Annotated in this window: 17 protein-coding genes; all 17 read right to left on the reverse strand. The window is 72.6% G+C overall.

The features are described 5' to 3' along the window. Nucleotides 1-7 precede the first annotated feature (7 nt). Complete coding sequence (gene argR, locus ACQPZ4_RS40035) at nucleotides 8-493, reverse strand: arginine repressor (protein WP_433048222.1); 486 nt, start codon at nucleotides 491-493, stop codon at nucleotides 8-10. A 10-nt stretch (nucleotides 494-503) separates the two neighbouring features. After that, a complete protein-coding gene (gene argF / locus ACQPZ4_RS40040) occupies nucleotides 504-1424 on the reverse strand; it encodes an ornithine carbamoyltransferase (protein WP_433048225.1) in 921 nt (306 codons plus the stop codon). Continuing rightward, on the reverse strand, nucleotides 1421-2596 hold the full coding sequence (locus ACQPZ4_RS40045; RefSeq protein WP_433048228.1) for an acetylornithine transaminase: 1176 nt from the start codon (nucleotides 2594-2596) through the stop codon (nucleotides 1421-1423). The genes argF and ACQPZ4_RS40045 overlap by 4 nt, the downstream gene beginning before the upstream one ends. Further along, a complete protein-coding gene (argB, locus tag ACQPZ4_RS40050; RefSeq protein ID WP_433048231.1) occupies nucleotides 2593-3489 on the reverse strand; it encodes an acetylglutamate kinase in 897 nt (298 codons plus the stop codon). The genes ACQPZ4_RS40045 and argB overlap by 4 nt, the downstream gene beginning before the upstream one ends. Then, nucleotides 3486-4661 carry a bifunctional glutamate N-acetyltransferase/amino-acid acetyltransferase ArgJ gene (gene argJ / locus ACQPZ4_RS40055; RefSeq protein ID WP_433048234.1) on the reverse strand — a complete coding sequence of 392 codons (1176 nt, stop codon included), beginning with the start codon at nucleotides 4659-4661 and terminating at the stop codon, nucleotides 3486-3488. The genes argB and argJ overlap by 4 nt, the downstream gene beginning before the upstream one ends. After that, nucleotides 4658-5662, reverse strand: a complete 1005-nt coding sequence (gene argC / locus ACQPZ4_RS40060; protein WP_433048237.1) for an N-acetyl-gamma-glutamyl-phosphate reductase — start codon at nucleotides 5660-5662, stop codon at nucleotides 4658-4660. The genes argJ and argC overlap by 4 nt, the downstream gene beginning before the upstream one ends. 46 nt (nucleotides 5663-5708) lie before the next feature. After that, nucleotides 5709-7112 carry a hydrolase gene (locus tag ACQPZ4_RS40065; RefSeq protein ID WP_433048240.1) on the reverse strand — a complete coding sequence of 468 codons (1404 nt, stop codon included), beginning with the start codon at nucleotides 7110-7112 and terminating at the stop codon, nucleotides 5709-5711. Between the two features lie 39 nt (nucleotides 7113-7151). Then, on the reverse strand, nucleotides 7152-9869 hold the full coding sequence (locus ACQPZ4_RS40070) for an AAA family ATPase (protein WP_433048243.1): 2718 nt from the start codon (nucleotides 9867-9869) through the stop codon (nucleotides 7152-7154). Nucleotides 9870-9955: 86 nt separating this feature from the next. After that, nucleotides 9956-11152 carry a hypothetical protein gene (locus ACQPZ4_RS40075; RefSeq protein ID WP_433048246.1) on the reverse strand — a complete coding sequence of 399 codons (1197 nt, stop codon included), beginning with the start codon at nucleotides 11150-11152 and terminating at the stop codon, nucleotides 9956-9958. A gap of 197 nt (nucleotides 11153-11349) precedes the next feature. Continuing rightward, the gene (locus tag ACQPZ4_RS40080) at nucleotides 11350-12375 is read right to left on the reverse strand and encodes an NAD-dependent epimerase/dehydratase family protein (RefSeq protein ID WP_433048249.1); all 1026 of its coding nucleotides are present in this window, start codon (nucleotides 12373-12375) and stop codon (nucleotides 11350-11352) included. Between the two features lie 11 nt (nucleotides 12376-12386). Further along, the gene (locus ACQPZ4_RS40085) at nucleotides 12387-13235 is read right to left on the reverse strand and encodes a glycosyltransferase family 2 protein (RefSeq protein ID WP_433048252.1); all 849 of its coding nucleotides are present in this window, start codon (nucleotides 13233-13235) and stop codon (nucleotides 12387-12389) included. Continuing rightward, nucleotides 13232-14476, reverse strand: a complete 1245-nt coding sequence (locus ACQPZ4_RS40090) for a nucleotide sugar dehydrogenase (RefSeq protein WP_433048255.1) — start codon at nucleotides 14474-14476, stop codon at nucleotides 13232-13234. The genes ACQPZ4_RS40085 and ACQPZ4_RS40090 overlap by 4 nt, the downstream gene beginning before the upstream one ends. A 183-nt stretch (nucleotides 14477-14659) precedes the next feature. Further along, on the reverse strand, nucleotides 14660-17134 hold the full coding sequence (gene pheT, locus ACQPZ4_RS40095; RefSeq protein ID WP_433048258.1) for a phenylalanine--tRNA ligase subunit beta: 2475 nt from the start codon (nucleotides 17132-17134) through the stop codon (nucleotides 14660-14662). Between the two features lies 1 nt (nucleotide 17135). After that, nucleotides 17136-18221, reverse strand: coding sequence for a phenylalanine--tRNA ligase subunit alpha (pheS, locus tag ACQPZ4_RS40100; protein WP_433048260.1), 1086 nt, complete (start codon nucleotides 18219-18221; stop codon nucleotides 17136-17138). A gap of 133 nt (nucleotides 18222-18354) precedes the next feature. After that, complete coding sequence (locus ACQPZ4_RS40105) at nucleotides 18355-19107, reverse strand: TrmH family RNA methyltransferase (RefSeq protein WP_433048263.1); 753 nt, start codon at nucleotides 19105-19107, stop codon at nucleotides 18355-18357. Nucleotides 19108-19129: 22 nt separating this feature from the next. Next, nucleotides 19130-19492, reverse strand: a complete 363-nt coding sequence (rplT, locus tag ACQPZ4_RS40110) for a 50S ribosomal protein L20 (protein ID WP_432837158.1) — start codon at nucleotides 19490-19492, stop codon at nucleotides 19130-19132. 95 nt (nucleotides 19493-19587) lie between these two features. Then, nucleotides 19588-19782: a 50S ribosomal protein L35 gene (gene rpmI, locus ACQPZ4_RS40115; RefSeq protein WP_433066849.1), complete on the reverse strand. Its 195-nt coding sequence runs from the start codon at nucleotides 19780-19782 to the stop codon at nucleotides 19588-19590. Nucleotides 19783-19881 lie beyond the last annotated feature (99 nt).

Consider the following 19881-nt stretch of genomic DNA (forward strand, 5'->3'; position numbering starts at 1 on the left):
AACAGAATCAGCCGAGCTGCGCCCATTCGCTGAGCTTGGCGGCGAGCACCTCGCCGGCGGCCGAGGGGTCCGGCGCCTGGCGGGCGACGACGAGGATGGTGTCGTCCCCGGCGATGGTGCCCACGATGTCGGGCAGGCCGGTGCGATCGATCGCGCTGGCCAGGAACTGCGCCGCCCCGGGCGGGGTGCGCAGGACCACGAGGTTGCCGGAGCAGTCGACCCCGGTGAGCAGCTCCCGCAGCAGCCGGATGAGCCGCGACGGCGCCTCCTCGGCCGGGCGCAGCGCGCGCTCGCCGTCCTCGGGGATGAGGTACGCGCCGCGCACCTTCACCGCCCGCAGCTCCTCCAGGTCCCGCGACAGCGTCGCCTGCGTCACCTGGAACCCGTCGGAGGCCAGCCGCTCGGCCAGCTCGGTCTGCGAGTGCACGGCCGAACCGCGGATGAGCGACGCGATCCGGTCGAGCCGGGCCGCCTTCGTGGTCGGGGCGCTCATCGTCGACCGCTCATCGTCGATCCAAGAGGAACGCCAGCAGCGCCTTCTGGGCGTGCAGGCGGTTCTCCGCCTCGTCCCAGATCGCCGACTGCGGTCCGTCCATGACCTCCGAGGTGATCTCGTCGCCGCGGTGGGCCGGCAGGCAGTGCAGCACGATGGCGCCCGGATTCGCGCTCTCGAGCAAAGTGCCGTTGATCTGGTACGGCCTGAAAGGCGTCAGTCGATCCAGCCCGTCGGTCTCCTGGCCCATCGACGTCCACGTGTCGGTCACGATCACGTCCGCGTCCTTGGCCGCCTCGGCCGGGCCGGTCCCCACGTCGACCACGCCCCGCGCGCGGGCATCGGCGATCACGGCCGGGTCGGGCTCGAAGCCGGCCGGCCCGCAGAGCCGCACCTGCATGCCGGCGAGGGTCCCCGCCAGCGCGTAGGAGTGCGCCATGTTGTTCGCGGTGTCCCCGAAGTACGAGAGGATCAGTCCCTCGGTCTTGCCGAACCGCTCGCGCACGGTCTGCAGGTCGGCCAGCAGCTGGCAGGGGTGGAACCCGTCGGTCAGCGCGTTGACGACGGGCACGGTGGCCCCGGCCGCGAGCTCGCCGAGCCGGGCGTCGGAGTCGGAGCGGATCACGATCGCGTCGACGTAGCGGGACAGCACGCGAGCCGCGTCGCCGATCGTCTCGCCGCGGCCGAAGTGGGTGGTGGTCGAGTCGATGATGAGCGGGGTGCCGCCGAGCTGGGCGATCCCGACCTCGAACGAGACCCGGGTGCGCAGCGACGGCTTCTCGAAGATGACCGCGACCGACCTGCCGGCCAGTGGCTTGAAGCCGGTGCGGTCGGCCTTCATCGCCGCCGCGAGCTCCAGCACCTCGGCCTGCTCGGCCGCGGACAGGTCGTCGTCACGGAGGAAGTGCCGGGGGAAATGCCGGACGCTCATGACGCCTGCACCGCGTCGAGCGCCGGGCCGAGGGCGGCCACGAACGCGTCGGCCTGCTCGTCGGTGAGGATCAGCGGCGGGGCGATGCGCAGCACGTCGGGCTGGGCCGCCTGGGCCAGGAAGCCGCTGTCGCGCAGCACGCCGGCGACCGCGCCGGCCGCCGGTCCGTTGAGCACGATGCCGAGCAGCAGGCCCGCGCCGCGCACGTGGTTGACGAGCGGGTGCCCGAGCGCCTCGACGCCGCGGCGGATCCGCTCGCCGAGCCGCTTGGTCGCGCCCAGCAGGTCCTCGGCCTCGATGGTGTCGAGCACGGCCAGGGCGGCCGCGCAGCAGACCGGGTTGCCGCCGAACGTGGAGGCGTGCTGGCCGGGGCCGAGCAGGGTGGCGGCGTCGTCGAAGGCCATCATGGCGCCGAGCGGCAGGCCGCCGCCGAGGCCCTTGGCGAGCGTGACGACGTCGGGGCGCACGCCCTCGGCCTGGTGGGCGAACCAGTACCCGGTGCGGCCGATGCCCGTCTGCACCTCGTCGAGGGCGAGCAGGGCGCCGTGCGCCGTGGTCAGTTCGCGGGCGGCGGTGAGGTAGCCGGCGGGCGGTACCACCACACCCGACTCGCCCTGGATCGGCTCCAGCAGCACCATGGCGGTCGCGTCGTCCACGGCGGCGGCGAGCGCGTCCACGTCGCCGTAGGGCACGTGCACGACCTCGCCGGGCAGCGGCAGGAACGGCTGCTGCTTGGCCGGCTGCCCGGTCAGCGCCAGGGCGCCCATGGTGCGGCCGTGGAAGCCGGCCTCGGCCGCGACGATCTTCGTGCGGCCGGTGCGCCGGGACAGCTTGAACGCGGCCTCGTTGGCCTCGGCGCCGGAGTTGCCGAAGAACACCGCGCCGGGGCGGCCGGCCAGGCCCAGCAGGCGCTCGGCCAGGGCGACCACCGGCGGGGACGCGTAGAGGTTGGAGACGTGGCCCAGGGTGGAGATCTGCCCGGTGACCGCGGCGACGACGGCCGGGTGGCCGTGGCCGAGCAGGTTCACCGCGATGCCGCCGAGGAAGTCCACATAGGAGCGTCCGGCCTCGTCCACCACGACCGCGCCCTTGCCGCTGACCAGACCCAGCGCCGGGGGGCCGTACGTGTTCATCACTGACGCCTCGTACCGCGAGGTCAACGACCCGGTCATTCCGCCACCACCATCGTCCCGAATCCCTCCGACGTGAACACTTCCAGCAGCAGCGAGTGCGGCACCCGCCCGTCGACGACGTGCGCGGCCGGCACCCCGCCCTTGACCGCCCGCAGGCAGGCCTCCATCTTCGGCACCATCCCCGATTCGAGGGTGGGCAGCAGCTCCGCGAGCTCGTCGGCGGTCAGCTGCGAGATGAGCGACGACGGGTCGGGGTAGTTGCGGTACAGGCCCTCGACATCGGTGAGGACCACGAGCTTGCGCGCCCGCAGCGCGACGGCGAGGGCGCCGGCCGCGGTGTCGGCGTTGAGGTTGTGCAGCACCCCGTCGGCGTCCGGGGCGACCGTGGACACGACCGGGATGCGCCCGGCCGCGATCAGGTCGGCCACCGCCGAGATGTCGACCTTCTCGACGTCGCCGACCTGGCCGATGTCGACCGGCGCGCCGTCGATGATGGCGGGCCGGCGCACGGCGGTGAACAGCCCGGCGTCCTCGCCCGACATGCCGACCGCGTGCGGGCCGTGCTCGTTGATGAGCCCGACGAGCTCCCGGCCGACCTGGCCGACGAGCACCATCCGCACCACGTCGGCGGTCTCCGCGGTGGTGACCCGCAGGCCGCCCTTGAACTCGCTGGCGATGCCGAGCCGGTTGAGCATGGCCGAGATCTGCGGGCCGCCGCCGTGCACCACGACCGGCTTGATGCCGACGTGGCGCAGGAACACCATGTCCGCCGCGAACGCGCGCTTGAGCTCGTTGTCGACCATCGCGTTGCCGCCGTACTTCACGACCACCGTCGAGCCGGAGAACCGCTCGAGCCAGGGCAGCGCCTCGATGAGGGTGTTCGCCTTGCCGAGGGCGATGCCGAGGTCGCGGCCGTTGATCCGGCCGTTCACGAGGAGTACGCCGAGTTCTCGTGGACGTACCCCATGGAGAGGTCGTTCGTCCAGATCGTCGCGGTCTCCTCGCCGGCGTGCAGGTTCACGGTGACGCTCACCGCGCGGGCGCTCAGGTCCACCTTGGACCGGTCCTCGCCGGCCGCGCCGCCCTTGCAGATCCACACGCCGTTGATGGCCACGTCGACCTCGTCGGGCTCGAAGGCCGCGGCGGTGGTGCCGATCGCGGCCAGGATGCGGCCCCAGTTGGGGTCGTTGCCGAAGAACGCGGTCTTCACCAGGTTGTTGCGGGCGATGGACCGGCCCACCTCGACCGCGTCGGCGGCGGAGGCGGCCCCGGTGACCGCGATCGCGATCTCCTTGGTGGCGCCCTCGGCGTCGGCGATCAGCTTGCGGGCCAGCTCGGCGCAGACCGCGGTGACCGCCTCGGCCAGCTCGTGCGGGGTCGGCTCGATCCCGGACGCGCCGCTGGCCATGAGCAGCACGGTGTCGTTGGTCGACATGCAGCCGTCCGAGTCGATCCGGTCGAAGGTGACCTCGGTGGCCAGCCGCAGCGCGGTGTCCAGGGCGGTCGCGTCGGCCACGGCGTCGGTGGTGAGCACCACGAGCATGGTGGCCAGGCCGGGCGCGAGCATGCCGGCCCCCTTGGCCATCCCGCCGACGGTGAAGCCCTGTCCACTGTGGACCGCGGTCTTGGCCACGGTGTCGGTGGTCATGATGGCCTGCGCCGCCTCCGGCCCGCCCTCGCGGGACAGCGCGCGGGCGGCCGCGTCCACGCCGGAGAGCAGCTTCGGCATGGGCAGGCGCTCGCCGATCAGGCCGGTGGAGCAGACCGCGACGTCGCCCGCGCCGACCGGGAAGCGGGAGGCCCGCCCGGACAGCACGGCGGCGGTGTGCTCGGCGGTGGCGTGGGTGTCCTGGAACCCCGCCGGGCCGGTGCAGGCGTTGGCCCCGCCGGAGTTGAGGATCACGGCCCGCACGATGCCGGCCTTGAGGACCTGCTGACTCCACAGTACCGGCGCGGCCTTGATCCGGTTGCCGGTGAACACGGCGGCGGCGGTGGTGTCGGGCCCGTCGTTGACGACCAGCGCCACGTCCAGCGCGCCCGCGGCGGCCTTGATGCCGGCCGCGACCCCGGACGCCCGGAACCCCTTCGGTGCGGTGACGCTCACGGCGCGATCCCGTCGACGGCAAGACCGGCGGTCTCGGGCAGGCCCAGCATGATGTTCGCGTTCTGCACGGCCTGACCGGCGGCGCCCTTCACCAGGTTGTCGCTGGCCGAGACGACCACGATCCGGCCGCTGTCGACGTCGACGGTGGCCTGCAGGTGCACCGAGTTGGAGCCGAACGTGGCCCCGGTCTGCGGCCACTGCCCCTCCGCCAGCACGTGCACGAACGGCTCGTCGGCGTACGCGGCGGCGAGCACCTCGCGCGGATCGGCCTGCCGCGCGAACCGCGCGGTGACGGTCGCGAGAATGCCCCGCGGCATCGGCGCCAGCAGCGGGGTCATCGACAGCGTGCGCGCCCCGCTCGCCTGCTTGATCTCGGCGACGTGCTGGTGGGCGCCGACCTTGTACGGCGTCATCGACCCCATCACCTCGGAGGCGAGCAGGTGCTGCTTGGCCGAGCGGCCCGCGCCGGAGGTGCCGGAGGCGGCGACCACCACGACGTCCTCCGGATCGGCGACCCCGGCCGCGATGAGCGGGGCCAGCGCCAGGATCGTGGTGACCGCGTAGCACCCGGTGTTGGCCACCCGCGCCGAGCCGGCGATCAGCTCGCGCTGACCCGGCAGCTCGGGCAGGCCGTAGGTCCAGGTGCCGGCGTGGCGGCCCGGGTAGTACTTCGCCCAGTCCGCCGCGTCCTCGAGCCGGAAGTCGGCGCCGAGGTCGACCACCTTGACCGCCTCGGGCAGCTGGGCGGCGACGGCGGCCGACTCGCCGTGCGGCAGGGCGAGGAAGACCAGGTCGGCGTCGGCGAGCGAGGCGGCCTCGGTCTTGGCGAGCACCACGTCGCGGAAGGATCGCACGTGCGGGTGAACGGCCCCGATGGTCGATCCGGCCTGCGCGAACCCGGTGGCGGCGGCGAGCTCCAGGTGCGGATGCCCGGCGATGAGCCGCAACAGCTCACCGCCGGCATACCCCGAGGCCCCCGCGACGGCGACACGTATTCCCATACGGTCGACTGTATCTCTATGCAGGCGCCTGTTTCAAGGTGGTTACTCAGGCGCCCTTGATGCTCAGGTCGTCGAGCACGAACGAGGTGGCCAGCTTGCTGCCCTCGACCCCGGTGAACGTGACCTTCACGGAGCCGGTGCCGCTCACGGTCAGCGACTTCTGCTGGTACCCGCCGGTGGCGTTCACATTCGAGTACGTGGCGAGGGTGGTCGACCCGGCCGTCACCGTGAGCTTGTCATACGCCGTGGTGCCGGTCTCGGCCGTGTCGATCAAGAGCCAGAAGCTCAACGTGGCCCGGGTGCAGCCGGACGGGATCGTCACGGTCTGCGACAGCGTGTCGGTGTGCGCCGAGCCATAGCCGTTCAGCCAGGCCTTCCACGACCCGGAGTGGGCCGGCTGCGACGTGTCGCTCGTCACCACGCCGGACGAAGCGGTCCAGGGGCTCGCGGAGCCGGTCTCGAAGCCGGGGTTGCCGAGCAGCTCGGAGGAGCTGCAAGTGCCACCGGGCGTGGTCGGCGGCGGGGTCGAGGAGCCGGACCCGGCCAGCCAGGCGGTGGCGTTCAAGGCGAGAGCGGCGTTGGTACCGGCAGTGTCGTTCCACCCGTCGTAGAGGGTGTTGCCGGACTGGCCGGTGCCGTCGTCGATCGGCGAGCTGTCGCCCCACACCGCGACCCGGCCCGCGCCGAACGTCGAGGTGGTGAAGAACGCGCCCGTCGTGCCGCCGGGGGTGAACCCGCTGCGGTAGACCAGGCCCTTCACCGCGGCGTTGTTCGCCGGGTGGAGCGTCTGCGTGCTGCCGTTGCGGATGATGCTGCCCCGCACCTTGCCGAACGGCCCGTTGATGACGGGGTCGGTGCTGCTGGACACGGCGACCGGGTTCTCGGTGCCGATGTTGTTGACGTCGATGCTGAAGCCGAACGGGTCGGTGTTGTCCACGCCGTTGTTGCTCAGCAGGTCGTTGGCGATGCGCACCGAGTCCCAGCCGTCGTTGTTGCGATCGCTGGCGGTGTGGTCGACGATCAGGAAGAACCCGCCGCCGGCCTGGATGAACCGCATGATCGCCGACTTCTCGGCCGCGCTGAGCGGCGAGTTGGGCTCCGGCATCACGAACTCGTCGAAGTTCTTCAGGTCGAGCGCGCCGGTCCCGCCGTAGGTGATGGTGTTCCCGGCGGGCAGCGTCTTGAGGCTGTACTGCCCGGTGCGCTGCAACGCCACGCCCCACGCCGACAGGGCGCCGGTCCAGGACGTCTCACTGGCCGGGTTGGCGTTCTGGGCCAGCGGGTCGGGCTGGGCGGTGCTGATGATCCAGTCCGCGTTCCCGGCGGTCTCGGCCTTGGTGTTGTCGAACAGGACACGGTGGACGGCGGCGGCCTGGGATGGGGCCGCGCCGGCCACGTAGGTGATGCCCGCCGTCAGCAGCGCGACGGCGAGCAGGGCTCGCTTGAGCACAACGACCTCCGATTGAAGGAATCGGAGTTAGTCTATGTACTACTCGGGGTCCAGGAACCGGGCGAGTTGTGAACGGTTGCGGACGTTCAGGCGGCGGTACAGCCGCGTCAGGTTCGCCTCGACCGCCTTGATGGACAGGAACAGCGCCCGCGCGATCTCGCGGTTCGTGGCGCCCGCCCGGACCAGTTCGACGATGCGCCGCTCGGTCTCCGACAGGCCCGCGCCGCGGCCGCCGTCGAGGCGGGCCAGGTCGGCCGCGGCCACCTCGCGCCACGGGTGGGCGTCGGCGGCGCCGTAGCGGCGGACGGCCTCGGACAGGGCGGCCCGCGCGGCGCCGCGGCGGTGGGCGCGGCGCTCCAGGCCGCCGAGCGTGTAGTACGCCCGGGCCATCTCCAGGGGGTACGGGTGGTCCGGCCACTCCTCGATCGCCCGGTGCAGGGCCTCGGCGCCCTCGCGGGCCTCGCCGGTCGCGGCGGTGAGCACCGCCCGGGCCCGGGCCAGGCCCAGGAACACGACCTGGCGGTCCAGGTGCCGGGCCCGCTGCTCGACCTCGTCCAGGACCTCGGCCGCCTCGGCGCGGGCCCCGGCGCCGACGAGCGCCTCGACGAAGTCCGCGTGCCAGGGCAGGACGCCGGGGTCGAGCCGGCCGAGGCGCTGGTCGAGCGCGTACGCCTCGCGCATCGCCTCCGCCGCCGCCACCGGGTCGCCGCGCAGCATGTGCACGAGGCCGCCGGTCGCATAGGCGAGCTTGATCCAGTCCTCGTCGCCGGCGGCGAGGCAGGCGGCCAGCCCGCGGTCGGCGTGGCTGGCGGCCGCGGTGGCCGTGCCGCCCGCGTACTCGACCAGGGCCGCCACCAGGTACCCCGGGCCGGGGGTGGTCTCGACGTCGACGTAGAGCCGCACGCAGTCCCGGCCGGCGGCGAGCGCGTCGGCGCAGCGGCCGGCCCGCCAGTAGATGCCGGCCACCGAGACGAGCACCGCCGCCAGGTCCCGGACGGTCCCCGCCCGCTCCACCGCGATCCGCAGCGCCTCGATGCGCCGGACCGCCTCCGCCGTCTCGCCCTTGAACAGGCGGCTCATCGCGGCCACCTGCCGGGCGGCGACCGTGGCCGGGGTGAGCGACAGGCCGCGGGCGAGCTTGCCGGCCCGCTCGAGGTACTCGTCCCCCTCCGTGCCCAGCAGGATGTTGCCCCGCCAGCTGAGCACCTCGACCAGGCGCTCCATGTCGCCGCAGAGCTCGGCGGCCTCCTCGGCCCGCTTGAGCTCGGCCAGCGCGGCCTCGCCGTCGCCGTCCCAGTACGCCTTGATCCCCTTGTACAGCCGCACGTGCGCGAGCAGGTCCGGAGTGTCGACCGCCTCCACGAACGCGGCGTCGAGCAGCGGGCCGGAGTTGGAGTGGTCCTCGCCGGACATCTCGACCAGCAGCAGCCGGGCGCCGACCCGGGTCCGGCGGTCGGCGGCGTCGCGCAGGGCGGCCGCGGCGTGCCGGCGGGCGTCGGTGGGCGAGCCGGCCGAGTACGCGTACTGCGCCGCGCTCAGCCGCCGCACCGCCCCCACGCCGGGCGTGTCCCGGGGGGTGCGGTCGGCCGCCAGCGCGGCGAGGTCGGCGGCCATCGCCGGGGCGCCGCGCAGCCGGGCCGCGGAGGCCGCGTCGGCGAGGCACTCGGCCAGGCCCTCGTCGGGCTCGGGGCGGGCGGCGGCCAGGTGCCGGGCCCGGTCGACCGGGTCGGTGACGGTGTCGGCGAGCCGCTCGTGGGTCTCCCGGCGGGCGGCGACCGTGGCGTCGGCGTAGACCATCTCGCGCAGCAGCGGGTGGGAGAAGCGGATGGCGCCGTCGGGCTCGACGTGCAGTACACCCGCGGCGATTCCGGCTTCGACGTGACCCTCACTGAGCCCGCAGGCTCCGAGCAGCGCCAGGCTGGGGCGCGCGGCGGAGGCGATGACCAGCAGGGCCGGCCAGTCGTCCGCGGGCAGCGTGGCCAGGCGGGCGGCGAGCAGCTCGCGGAGCCGGTCCGGCACGGGCAGCGGGTCGGTCACCGGGAAGGAGCTGCTGCCGATGGCCCGGCCCAGCTCGACGGCGTAGAGCGGGTTGCCCGCGCTCGCCTCGTAGATCCGCTGGACGTGCGCCCGGCCGGCCTCGGCGCCGAAGCGGGCGCGCAGCAGGTCGGCGACGTCGCTCTGGGGCAGCGGCGGCACGGGCAGCGTGGTGCTCGGCGGCGGGCACAGGTCGAGCCGGGTCGGGGCGCCGCCGTCGGGCACCCGCTCGGCCGCCAGGACCTTGACCGGGACCTCGCCGAGGCGGCGGGACACGAACCGGAGCACGCCGGCGCTGGGCTCGTCGATCCACTGCACGTCGTCGAGGATGAGCAGGATCGGCCGGTCGGTGGCCAGCGCGCGGAACAGCTCCAGCACGGCCAGGCGCACCGCGAGCTGGTCGTGCGGGGTGGCCGGCAGGGCGCTGCGCAGCAGGGCGCCGTCCAGGGCCGCGCGCAGGTGGGCCGGGAGCAGGTCGGAGGCGTCCGGGGCGCCGTCGAAGAGGTCGACCAGCGCGAGATACGGCAGGTCGGCCTCGGCCTCGGCGGCGGCCGCCCGCAGCACCAGGGCCTCGGTCTCGGCGCCGGCCAGCGCGTCGAGGATGGTGGACTTGCCGATGCCGGCGGGGCCGCAGAGCACGACGCTGCCCCCCGCCGCCAGCCGCTCCCGGGCATGGCTCAGGAGATCGGCCCGGCCGATGGGCGCCGACGAGGTGCTCACCACGACGCCGAGTCTCTAACGAACGACCGTTCGTCGCAACGGCCGGAGAACACGACGTCACGGTAAGATGACGGCCGATCGACTGTTGATCATCGCAGCCGGGAGCAGGGCAGCACCGCCTCCCAGCCCAGCACGGGCCACTGCGCGGTGTGCGCGGTGACCCGCGTCAAACCCGGCCGGACTAGGCATTCCGCCCGCGCCTGGGCCACCGTCGCCCCCCAGCGCGGACCGCCGTCCCGGGGGCTCGCCGGGCGCAGGTTGGCCGCGAGGACCACGGCCACAAGTGTCGTGAACACGACAAGACTTGTCCGGACAAGTGCGCAACCCGCGGCCCGCGGCGCGCGTTGGGCGCCGGCCGCCAGGCAGACCCCCGCGGCGAGGTTCGGCAGGCTGATGAGCACCAGATAGCGATCTTCCCCGAACCCGTGCGCGCTCAGCTGCACGGCCCCCGCGAGCGCGGCGAACCCGGCGAGGGCGGCCGCGACCCGGATCTCCGCCCAGGCCCGCGCCCAGACCGCGGCCGCGAGCAGGGCGAGCGGGATGAGCAGCCCGGCCGCGACGAGGGCCCGATGCCCCCAGGCGTCGCCGTAGGGCTCGGCCAGCCACGCGGGCCCGAGAAACGACCGCGGCACGCCCCACCGCAGATACATGGCCGCGACGGCGACCGGATCGTGCTCGGGCCGCTCCCCCAGCCCCCGCCGCGTGGCCCCGGTCGCCAGCGGCACGAGCTGCAGCAACGCCCCCGGCACCAGGCCGAGAAGCTTCAAGATCCAACCCCGGCTCTTGTACCGGATGAGCCCGACAATCGCCGCCGGCACCAGCAGCACGCCGAGCATGGAGTTGAGCACCGCGAGCGCCGGCAGCCCGACGGTCACCGGGTTCACCCGGCGCGACAGCAGCATCCACAGCCCCGCGTACACCAGCGGAAACTGCACCTGCGCGAGCGCGTTCGGCACAAACCCCATCGGCAGCGCCGCGACGACCCCGACCACGACGGCGGGAAAGCGCTCGAGGCGCTCCCGGGCCGCCCAGTACACGGCCAGCGCGAGCAGGCTCGTGATCCCCGCGTCGGCGACGGCGTTGAGCGCGGCCGCCCAGCCGACCGGGAACAGCGCGATGACGGCCCAGCAGACCCGGGCCACGACGTGGAAGTACCCGTTGAACGGCGTGAAGATCGCCTCGTACCAGGGCCGGTTCAGCGCGTCGGTCAGGAAGTTCTGCCCGTCCTCGGCCCAGATCGCGTCCAGCGCACCCGGATCCCGCGTCCGCGCGAGCCCGACCAGCATCCCGGCGATCGCGGCGAAAGCGGCGAATACCGCCTTGGGTCCACGACCCGCTTTATGCGGATAAGTCCGAAAAATCTGGCGCTCGCGCCGGATTTTTCGTTCAGCAGCGGGAGCGAGGGTAGGCGCGTCGAGCGTCGTCACGTAGGAGACAACGAAAAAGGCCCCGCCAAGCGGCGGAGCCCTCCTCGTGAACCTGCTTAGAGCCGGCCTTCCTTGACCGCCTCGGTCACCCACGGGATGACCTCGTCGAGCATCTCGTCCAGCGAGGTCGTCGCCTCGAAGCCGAGCACCTCGCGGGCCTTGGTGCAGTCCGGCACGCGCTTCTGCACGTCGTGCTCGTAGGGGTCGTCCGAGACGATCCGCAGCGGTACGTCCGGGCCCTTGATCTTGCGCCAGATCACCGCGGCCAGCTCGTTCACCGTGGTCGACTGGGCCGTCGAGACGTTGAAGTCCTCGTTGTGGGCCTTCTCGGACTCCATCGCGGCGATGATGCCCTTGGCCAGGTCGCCGCCGTAGGTGTAGTGGCGGACCTGGTCGCCGGTGCCCAGGATGTGCAGCGGGTCCTGGCCCTTGATGATCTTCTGCACCAGGTCGGGCACGACGTGCGACATCGCGAGCTTCACGTTGCCGGACAGCACCTCGACCTCGCCGAGCGCGCGGCCCTCGCCGACGCCGACGCAGTTGAACGGGCGCACGATCGTGTAGGGCAGCTTGTACTGGTCCCAGGCCGCCTTCGCGTAGTACTCGACGGCGAGCTTCTGGAAGCCGTAGGACGACAGCGGCGGCGGCACCTTGCGCTCGTCGCCCTCCTTGGACGGCCAGTGCGTGGTGGACTCGAACACCATCGACGACGACATGTACGTCAGCTTCTTCAGCGTCCCGCTCTGGTGCGCCTTGATCGCGGCGTCGCAGGACGAGGCCATGATCCGCTCGTTGCTCGCGAGCAGGTCGTAGGCGTACGCGTGGAAGTACGAAATGCCGCCGATGAGCGCCGCGCCCGCGATGAAGTGCTCGCAGCCGTCGAGCAGCTCGGTGACCAGGTCGACGTCGCGCGCGTCGCCCTCGACGAAGCGGTAGTCCGGGTGGGAGTCGTAGCTGCGGGTGACCGGACCGTACTTCGAGTAGTTGTCCAGGCCGACCACCTGGTAGCCGCGGGCGAGCAGCTCCTCGACGACATACCCACCGATGAAGCCGGCCGAGCCGGTGACCAGGACCTTTGCCACAAATACTCCTTCTAGCTCTGAGTTGTCGACGGTGCCGAGGTGCTTTCGCGGGCGGCCTGCGCGTCGTCGCGCGCCGCCTGTGCGTCGTCGCGGGCGGCCTGCGCGTCGTCCCGCGCGGCCGTGGACGCCGGGCGCTTGGCCAGCTTCTCCACGCTGATCCGGGGGCCGAAGGCGAACCAGTACCACTTGAGGTAGCTCGGCATGAACCGTCCCACGTCGAAGCGGGACTCGCCGAGCTGCCGGTCGAGCCAGATGGTCGGGATCTCGGCGACGGGCAGGCCGAGGCGGGTCGCCTTGGCGGTGAGCTCGATGCCGATCTCGAAGCCGGTCTTGGACTCGATGCCGACCTGGCGCACGAACTGGGTCGAGTACGCCTTGAAGCTGTTGGTGGCGTCCCGGGTGCCGACCCGCGCGAACCAGTGCAGGGTGCGCCCGGCGTTGCGGGACAGGAAGCGCTTGAAGCGCGGCCCGCCGACCTGCTGGCCGCCCGGCATGTAGCGCGACGCGGCGGCGACCACGACGCCGCGGTCGACCAGCCGCGCGAGGTCCTCGATCTGGCGCGGGTCGTCGGAGCCGTCGGCCATGGTGACCACGGCCACCGGTGCGCTGGCCACGTCGATGCCGAAGCGGATCGCGTTGGCGGGACCGCGGCCGTAGGTGTTGAGCACCGGCCGGACCCGCGGATCGCGCGCCCGGACCTCCTCCGCGAAGGGCACCGTGGTGTCCTCGGGCATGTCGTGCACCACGAGGATCTCCGCCGGCATCATCACCTCGCGAAGGATGCGGTCCAGACAGCGGACGATCGCCTCGCCCTCGTTGTAGACCGGGATGACCACAGAGATCTGTGGCGCCAGGCTCATATACGCACGCCCTTGTTCGTCACGCCCCACATGTCCGCAACCGGGATATCGGTCTCCAGGTCACGGTACTCCGGGTGAGGAGCGGCGATGATGAGCAGGTCCGCGCGGGTGAGCACCTCGTCCAGCGGGACGAACCGGTCGTCCTTGACGTAGGGATCGGTGCAGAGCGTCTCCTTGGCCCGCAGCATGACGACCTTGCGCAGCTTGTACGCGAGCGACTCGCGGATGTCGTCGCTGCCGCCCTTGAAGGCCATGCCCAGGATGCCGACCGTCATCTCGGACAGGTCGAAGCGCTCCTGGAGCTTCGACACGACGTACAGCGGCAGCCCCTCGTTGATGAGCATCGCGCTGTGGCCGAGGACGAAGTTGTTGTTGTTGAACGCCGCCAGCTGCATCGTGTCCTTGAGCAGGCACGGGCCGGCCGCGAAGCCGGCGCCGGGCATGTCGGCGGCGCGCGGGTACTGGAAGCGGATCGCGTGCCGGATGCGCTCGAAGTCCAGGCCGAAGTCGTTGGACATCATCCAGAACTGGTTGGCCGCGGCGAACTTGATGTAGCGCCAGGTGTTCGTGAAGAGCTTGGCGAGCTCCGCCTCTTCCGGCTCCAGCACCACGATCTGGCTCGCCAGGTTGCGGAACAGCTTCTCGGCCCGCTCGGTCGCCTCGGGCGTGCGCGCGGCGACGATCTGCGGCAGCTCGAACAGCTCCGTCATCGCCTTGCCCTCGGCGATGCGCTCGGGGCAGAACGCGACGTCGGCCTTCACCCCGAGCTTCTTGATCAGCTTCTCGGTGAGCGCGGTGACGCCGGGGTGGACCGTGCTGCGCAGGACGATGAGCTGGCCGTCGCGCAGGAAGTCCGCGCACCGCTCGATCGCCTTGGGTACGGCCGCGATGTTGGGGTTGAGGTGCTCGTCGACCGGCGTGCCCACGATCACGACCAGGTGCTCGGCCGTGGCCACGGTGCTCGGGTCGGTGCTCGCGGTGAGCCGGCCCTCGGCGACGGCGGTGGCCAGCGGCTCGGCCGCGCCCTCCTCGTCGAAGGGCAGCCGCCCGCCGTTGACCACGTCCACGGCGGCCTGGTTGATGTCGTACAGGGTCACCTGCAGGCCGCGGGAGGCGAGCGCGATGCCGAGCGGAAGCCCCACCCGGCCGCACCCGCCGATCACCACGACATCGGTGGTGAACCCCGCCGATGCACTTGCGTCTGACACGCGCTGCCCCTCCAGGAAGTCGTCGTCCGGCACGGAACGTATCAATGATGAGAACGCCGCTGGGTGCGGGCAAAGTTCGGCTCCGGCGCCGTGACGCTACCATCTTCGCCCGTCCGGGGCCGGATCGCGCAGGTCGCGGGGGTGAGGCTCCGGACGCGCGTGACGGCGGCCACAGCCCGGGCCGTGACCGCCGTCAACCTCACGTCGTGCGGATCGTCACGCTCCGCGCAGTACCGCCCCGAACCGCTCGGCGGCGACCGCGACGGCCGCGTCCCGGGCCGCGAGGGCCTCCTCGCCGGTGAGCGTGCGGTCCGGCGCGCGGAACGTCAGCTTGTAGGCCAGGGACTTGCGGCCCTCGCCCAGCTGGGCTCCGGCGTACACGTCGAACAACCGCACCGACTCCAGCAGCGACCCCGCGCCCTCGGTCAGGGCCGCCTCGACCTCACCCGCCGGGGTGGCCGCGTCGACCATGACCGCCACGTCGATCAGCGCGGCCGGGAAGCTCGACAGCCGCGGCGCGATCGACACGCCCGGAATGGGCAGCGCGTCGAGGTCGAGCTCCATGGCGACGGTCCGGCGCGGGAGATCCAGGTCCGCGCAGACCGCCGGGTGCAGCTCGCCCGCGTGCCCGACGACGGTGTCGCCGACGAGCAGCGCCGCGCAGCGCCCGGGGTGCCACGGCGCCTCGGCCGCGGTCCGCACGGTCAGCTCGACGCCGGCCGCCTCGGCCACGGCGCGGGCCGACTCGACCGCGTCGGCCCAGTCGGCCGGGCGGCCGCCGCCCCACCAGCCGGCCGGGTCGGCCTCGCCGGCGATGACGGTGGCCACGTGCCACGGCTGGTGCGGCAGCAGCGCCTCGACGGCCGCGAACTCGTCCGCGCTCGGCGGGCCGTCGACCCCGTGGGCCGGAGCGATCGCGAGCGGGCCGTCGGGCAGGAAGACCGGCCCGATCTCGAACAGCGCGACGTCGCGCAGGCCGCGCCCGAGGTTGCGGCGCAGCGCCGCGAGCAGCGGCGGCAGCAGCGTGGTGCGCAGCGCCGGCTCCTCGTCGGAGAGCGGGTTGCGCAGCTGCAGCGTCTCGCGGCGCGGGTCGCCGGCCGGGATGCGCAGCGCGTCGAGCGCCGCGTCGCCGACGAACGGCCAGCACAGCGACTCGACGTAGCCGGCGTCGGCCAGGGCCCGCCCGACCGTGCGCCGGCGCCGCTGGGTCGCGGTGAGCCCGCGCCCGGGCGGGGCGATCGGCAGGACGCTGGGGATGCGGTCGTACCCGTCGAGGCGCAGGACCTCCTCGGCGAGGTCGGCCGGGTCGTTGAGGTCGTGCCGCCAGCTCGGCGGGGTGACGGTGAGCGCGTCGCCGTCGGCGACCACCTGGGTGCCGATCTCCGCGAGGATCTCCAGCACCCGCTCCGGCGTGTAGTCGACCCCGGCCAGCTGCGACGGCCGCTGGACCGACATGGTGACCGGCGCCGGCGGGACGACCGCGTAGACGTCGGTGACGCCGGTGGAGACGGTGCCGCCGCCGTGCTCGGCCAGCAGCGCCGCCGCCCGCGCGCAGGCGGCCGCGGTGATCTGCGGGTCGACGCCGCGCTCGTACCGCTTGCCGGCCTCGCTGGGCAGCTTGTGCCGGCGGATGGTGCGGGCGACCGAGCGCGGGTCCCAGTGCGCGGCCTCGAACAGCACGTCGACCGTGGTCCTGGAGACCTCGGTGGTGGTGCCGCCCATGACGGCGGCGAGCGAGACCACGCCGGTGCCGTCGGCGATGACGATGTCCTCCGGGTCGAGCGCCCGGTTCACCCCGTCGAGCGTGGTGAGCTTCTCGCCCGCCGACGCGCGCCGCACCACCAGCGGGCCGGTGAGCTGGCCCAGGTCCCAGGCGTGCATGGGCTGGCCCATCTCGATCATCACGTAGTTGGTGATGTCGACCGGCAGCGAGATCGAGCGGATGCCGGCCGTGGCCAGCCGCGTCTTGATCCACTGCGGGGTGGCCGCGGCCGGGTCGACGCCGCGCACGGCGACGGCGGTGAACCGGTCGCAGGCGATGCTGTCGAGGACCTCGATCGGGTACGCCTCGGTGCCGTCCCCCTCCAGCGGGAGCACCGCCGCGACCGGGTCGCGGTAGGCGCCGCCGAGGGAGTGGGACAGCTCGCGGGCGATGCCGCGGACCGAGAAGCAGTAGCCCCGGTCCGGGGTGATGTTGATCTCGACCACGACGTCGTCCAGACCTACGATCGGCCGGGCCTCGTCGCCGGGCTTCGCCGAGTCGGGCGCCAGGACGATGATCCCGTCGTGGTCGTCGCTGACGCCCAGCTCCTGGCCCGAGCAGATCATGCCGTTGGAGACGTGGCCGTAGGTCTTGCGGGCCGCGATCGTGAAATCGCCGGGGAGCACCGCGCCGGGCAGCGCCACGACGACCAGGTCGCCCTCGGCGAAGTTGCGCGCGCCGCAGATGATGCCCTGGGGCTGGGCGTTGCCGACGTCGACCAGGCAGTACCGGATGGGCTTCTTCAGCCCGGTGAGCTCCTCGATGTTCTCGACCCGGCCGACCACCAGCGGCCCGGTGACGCTCGCGGCGGCGTCGGTCAGCTCCTCGACCTCCAGGCCGACCTTGACCAGGGCCTTCTCGAGGCCGTCGGCGTCGAGGTCGGCCGGCAGTTCGACGTGCTCGCGCAGCCAGGAAAGCGAAACGCGCACCTCAGGCCTCCCATCCGAACGCCCGCGCGTACCGCACGTCGCCCTCCACCATGTCGCGCATGTCGCCGGCCTCGTTGCGGAACATCAGCGCCCGCTCGATGCCCATGCCGAACGCGAAGCCGGAGTACTCCTCCGGGTCGATCCCGCACGCGCGCAGCACCCGCGGGTTGACCATGCCGCAGCCGCCCCACTCGACCCAGCGCGGGCCGTCGCGGTGCTGCGGGAACCACAGGTCGATCTCGGCGCCCGGCTCGACGAACGGGAAGTACGACGGGCGCAGCCGGGTGCGGGCCTGGTCGCCGAAGAGCCCCTTGACGAAGTTGTCCAGGGTGCCCTTGAGGTGGCCCATCGTGATGCCCTTGTCCACGACCAGGCCCTCGACCTGGTGGAAGACCGGGGTGTGGGTGGCGTCGAGCTCGTCGGTGCGATACGTGCGGCCCGGGCAGACGATGTAGATCGGCGGCTTGCGGCTCGTCATCGTGCGCGCCTGCACCGGTGAGGTGTGGGTGCGCAGGACGATCCGCGAGTCCTCCTGCTCGTGCGGCGCTCCGGCCTTGACGAAGAAGGTGTCCATCATCGAGCGCGCCGGGTGGTCCGGGTGCATGTTGAGGGCGTCGAAGTTGTACCACTCCCACTCGACCTCGGGACCCTCGGCGACCTCGTAGCCCATGCTCACGAACAGGTCGCCGACCCGCTCCATGATCTTGGTCAGCGGGTGCTGGGCGCCGAGCGGGCGGCGGGCGGTCGGCAGCGTGACGTCGACCGCCTCCTCGACCAGCACGCGCTGCTCGCGCTCGGCGGTCAGGGCGGCCAGGCGGGCGTCGAACGCGGTCTGGACGGCCACGCGGGCGAGGTTGACGCGCTTGCCGGCGTCGGCCTTGCCGGCCGGGGGCAGCGAGCCGATCTCCCGGCGGGCCAGCGACACCGGGGCGCGGTCGCCCAGGTGCTGGTGCTTCAGCGCGGCGAGCGCGTCGAGGTCGCCCGCTCCGGCGAACGCCTTGTCGGCCGCGGCGACCGCGTCGTCGAGCGCGCCCTGGTCGAGCAGCGCGGCCTGTTTCGGATCGTACGGATCATTGCGGTACGTCATCGGACTCTTCCCACGGGAGATTGGCCACGGACAGTGTAGAGAGGTCCGCCCGCCGGTCGTGGGAAGGTGTCAGGAGGTCGTGCGTCCTGTCCGCCCACCGTCACCGGCGGGCCGCATAAACAGGCTCATCACGTCACTCCCTCATCGCTTTCGCGGAAGAGTACAAGCATACCGCCGCGGCCGCAGCCAGATTCAGGCTCTCGGCGCCGCCGTAGAGCGGCACCCGCACGCGCAGATCGGCGTCGAGCTCCTTGGGCAGCCCGTGCGCCTCGGACCCGAACAACCAGGCACTTGGCTCACCCAAGGTCGGCACCTCGAACAGATCCGCGTCGCCGTAGCCGTCGGCGGCCAGGACCTGCAGGCCCGCCGCTTGCAACGCGGTGACCGTGGCGGCCGTGTCGCGGGCCCGGACGATGTCGACGTGGAACAGGCTGCCGGCGGACGAGCGCACGGCCTTGCCGTTGTACGGGTCGACGGAGTCGCCCGCGAAGATGACGGCCTTGGCGCCGGCGGCGTCGGCGGTGCGCAGAACGGTGCCGGCGTTGCCGGGATCGCGGATGTCGACGCAGACGGCGACCAGCCGGGGCTGCGAAGCAAGCGCTTGTTCGAGCGGCACGTCGCGCTGCCGGCAGACGGCCACCACGCCTTGCGGCTGCACCGTGTCGGCGAGCGCCTGCAGCGCGGCGTCATCAACCAGGGAGGCGTCCCACTCCGGGTGGCGCTTCGAAAAGTCGGCCGTCGCGAACAGCTCGGTCACCACGCCGGCCTTCAGGGCCTCGCGGACGGCCTGCGGGCCCTCGGCCAGGAAGCGGCCGGTCTCGTCGCGGTCCCGGCGGCGGTGCAGGCGCCGAGCGGCAACGACCCGGGGCGTTCGAACGGTGAACACCCCGGGTCGCGACCGATCGTCGTCAGGCGGCGGCAACGGCCGTCTTCGCCACCTGGACCAGGCCGCTGAAGGCCTTCTCGTCGCTCACGGCGAGCTCGGCCAGGATCTTGCGGTCCACCTCGACACCGGCGAGGCGAAGGCCCTGGATCAGGCGGTTGTACGTCATGCCGTTCGCGCGGGCCGCGGCGTTGATGCGGGTGATCCACAGCTGGCGGAAGTCGCCCTTGCGGTCGCGCCGGTCCCGGTAGGCGTACTGCATCGAGTGCAGCACCTGCTCCTTGGCCTTGCGGTACAGCCGCGAGCGCTGCCCGCGGTAGCCGCTGGCGGTCTCCAGGACGGTGCGGCGCTTCTTCTGGGCGTTGACCGCCCGCTTTACGCGTGCCACGGTTCTTTACTCCTCAGGCAAGACCGGCCTCGGGGGCGGTGCCCCGTCACAGGCCGGTCGAAAGTCAAGAAAGGTCAGGGGGAGAGCGCCGCTGGTTACCGGCCGAGGAGCTTCTTGATCCTGCGGGTCTCCGTCTTGGCAAGCTCGACGTTGCCGCTCAGGCGCCGCGTCTGCTTGCTCGCCTTGACCTCGAGGTGGTGGCGCTTGCCGGCCGGCTCGGCGAGGAACTTGCCCTTGCCGGTGACCTTGACGCGCTTCCTCATCCCGGAGTGCGGTTTGAACTTCGGCATGCTGATGTTGCCCTTCAGTAGCTCCGGCGCACAGCCAGGCATCCGCATGGTGCGGAGCCGCCCGCACGACGCGGTGGTGGACATGATGGTGCGACGCCC

Source organism: Dactylosporangium sp. CS-033363, from assembly GCF_050942475.1.
Taxonomy (GTDB): domain Bacteria; phylum Actinomycetota; class Actinomycetes; order Mycobacteriales; family Micromonosporaceae; genus Dactylosporangium.

What these genes read in the sequence shown, in the direction of transcription:
- argR (WP_433048222.1), bottom strand. Translation starts at nt 493, where the DNA reads ATGAGCGCCCCGACCACGAAGGCGGCCCGGCTCGACCGGATCGCGTCG.
- argF (WP_433048225.1), bottom strand. Translation starts at nt 1,424, where the DNA reads ATGAGCGTCCGGCATTTCCCCCGGCACTTCCTCCGTGACGACGACCTG.
- ACQPZ4_RS40045 (WP_433048228.1), bottom strand. Translation starts at nt 2,596, where the DNA reads ATGACCGGGTCGTTGACCTCGCGGTACGAGGCGTCAGTGATGAACACG.
- argC (WP_433048237.1), bottom strand. Translation starts at nt 5,662, where the DNA reads ATGGGAATACGTGTCGCCGTCGCGGGGGCCTCGGGGTATGCCGGCGGT.
- ACQPZ4_RS40075 (WP_433048246.1), bottom strand. Translation starts at nt 11,152, where the DNA reads ATGCTGGTCGGGCTCGCGCGGACGCGGGATCCGGGTGCGCTGGACGCG.
- ACQPZ4_RS40085 (WP_433048252.1), bottom strand. Translation starts at nt 13,235, where the DNA reads ATGAGCCTGGCGCCACAGATCTCTGTGGTCATCCCGGTCTACAACGAG.
- pheS (WP_433048260.1), bottom strand. Translation starts at nt 18,221, where the DNA reads ATGACGTACCGCAATGATCCGTACGATCCGAAACAGGCCGCGCTGCTC.
- rpmI (WP_433066849.1), bottom strand. Translation starts at nt 19,782, where the DNA reads ATGCCGAAGTTCAAACCGCACTCCGGGATGAGGAAGCGCGTCAAGGTC.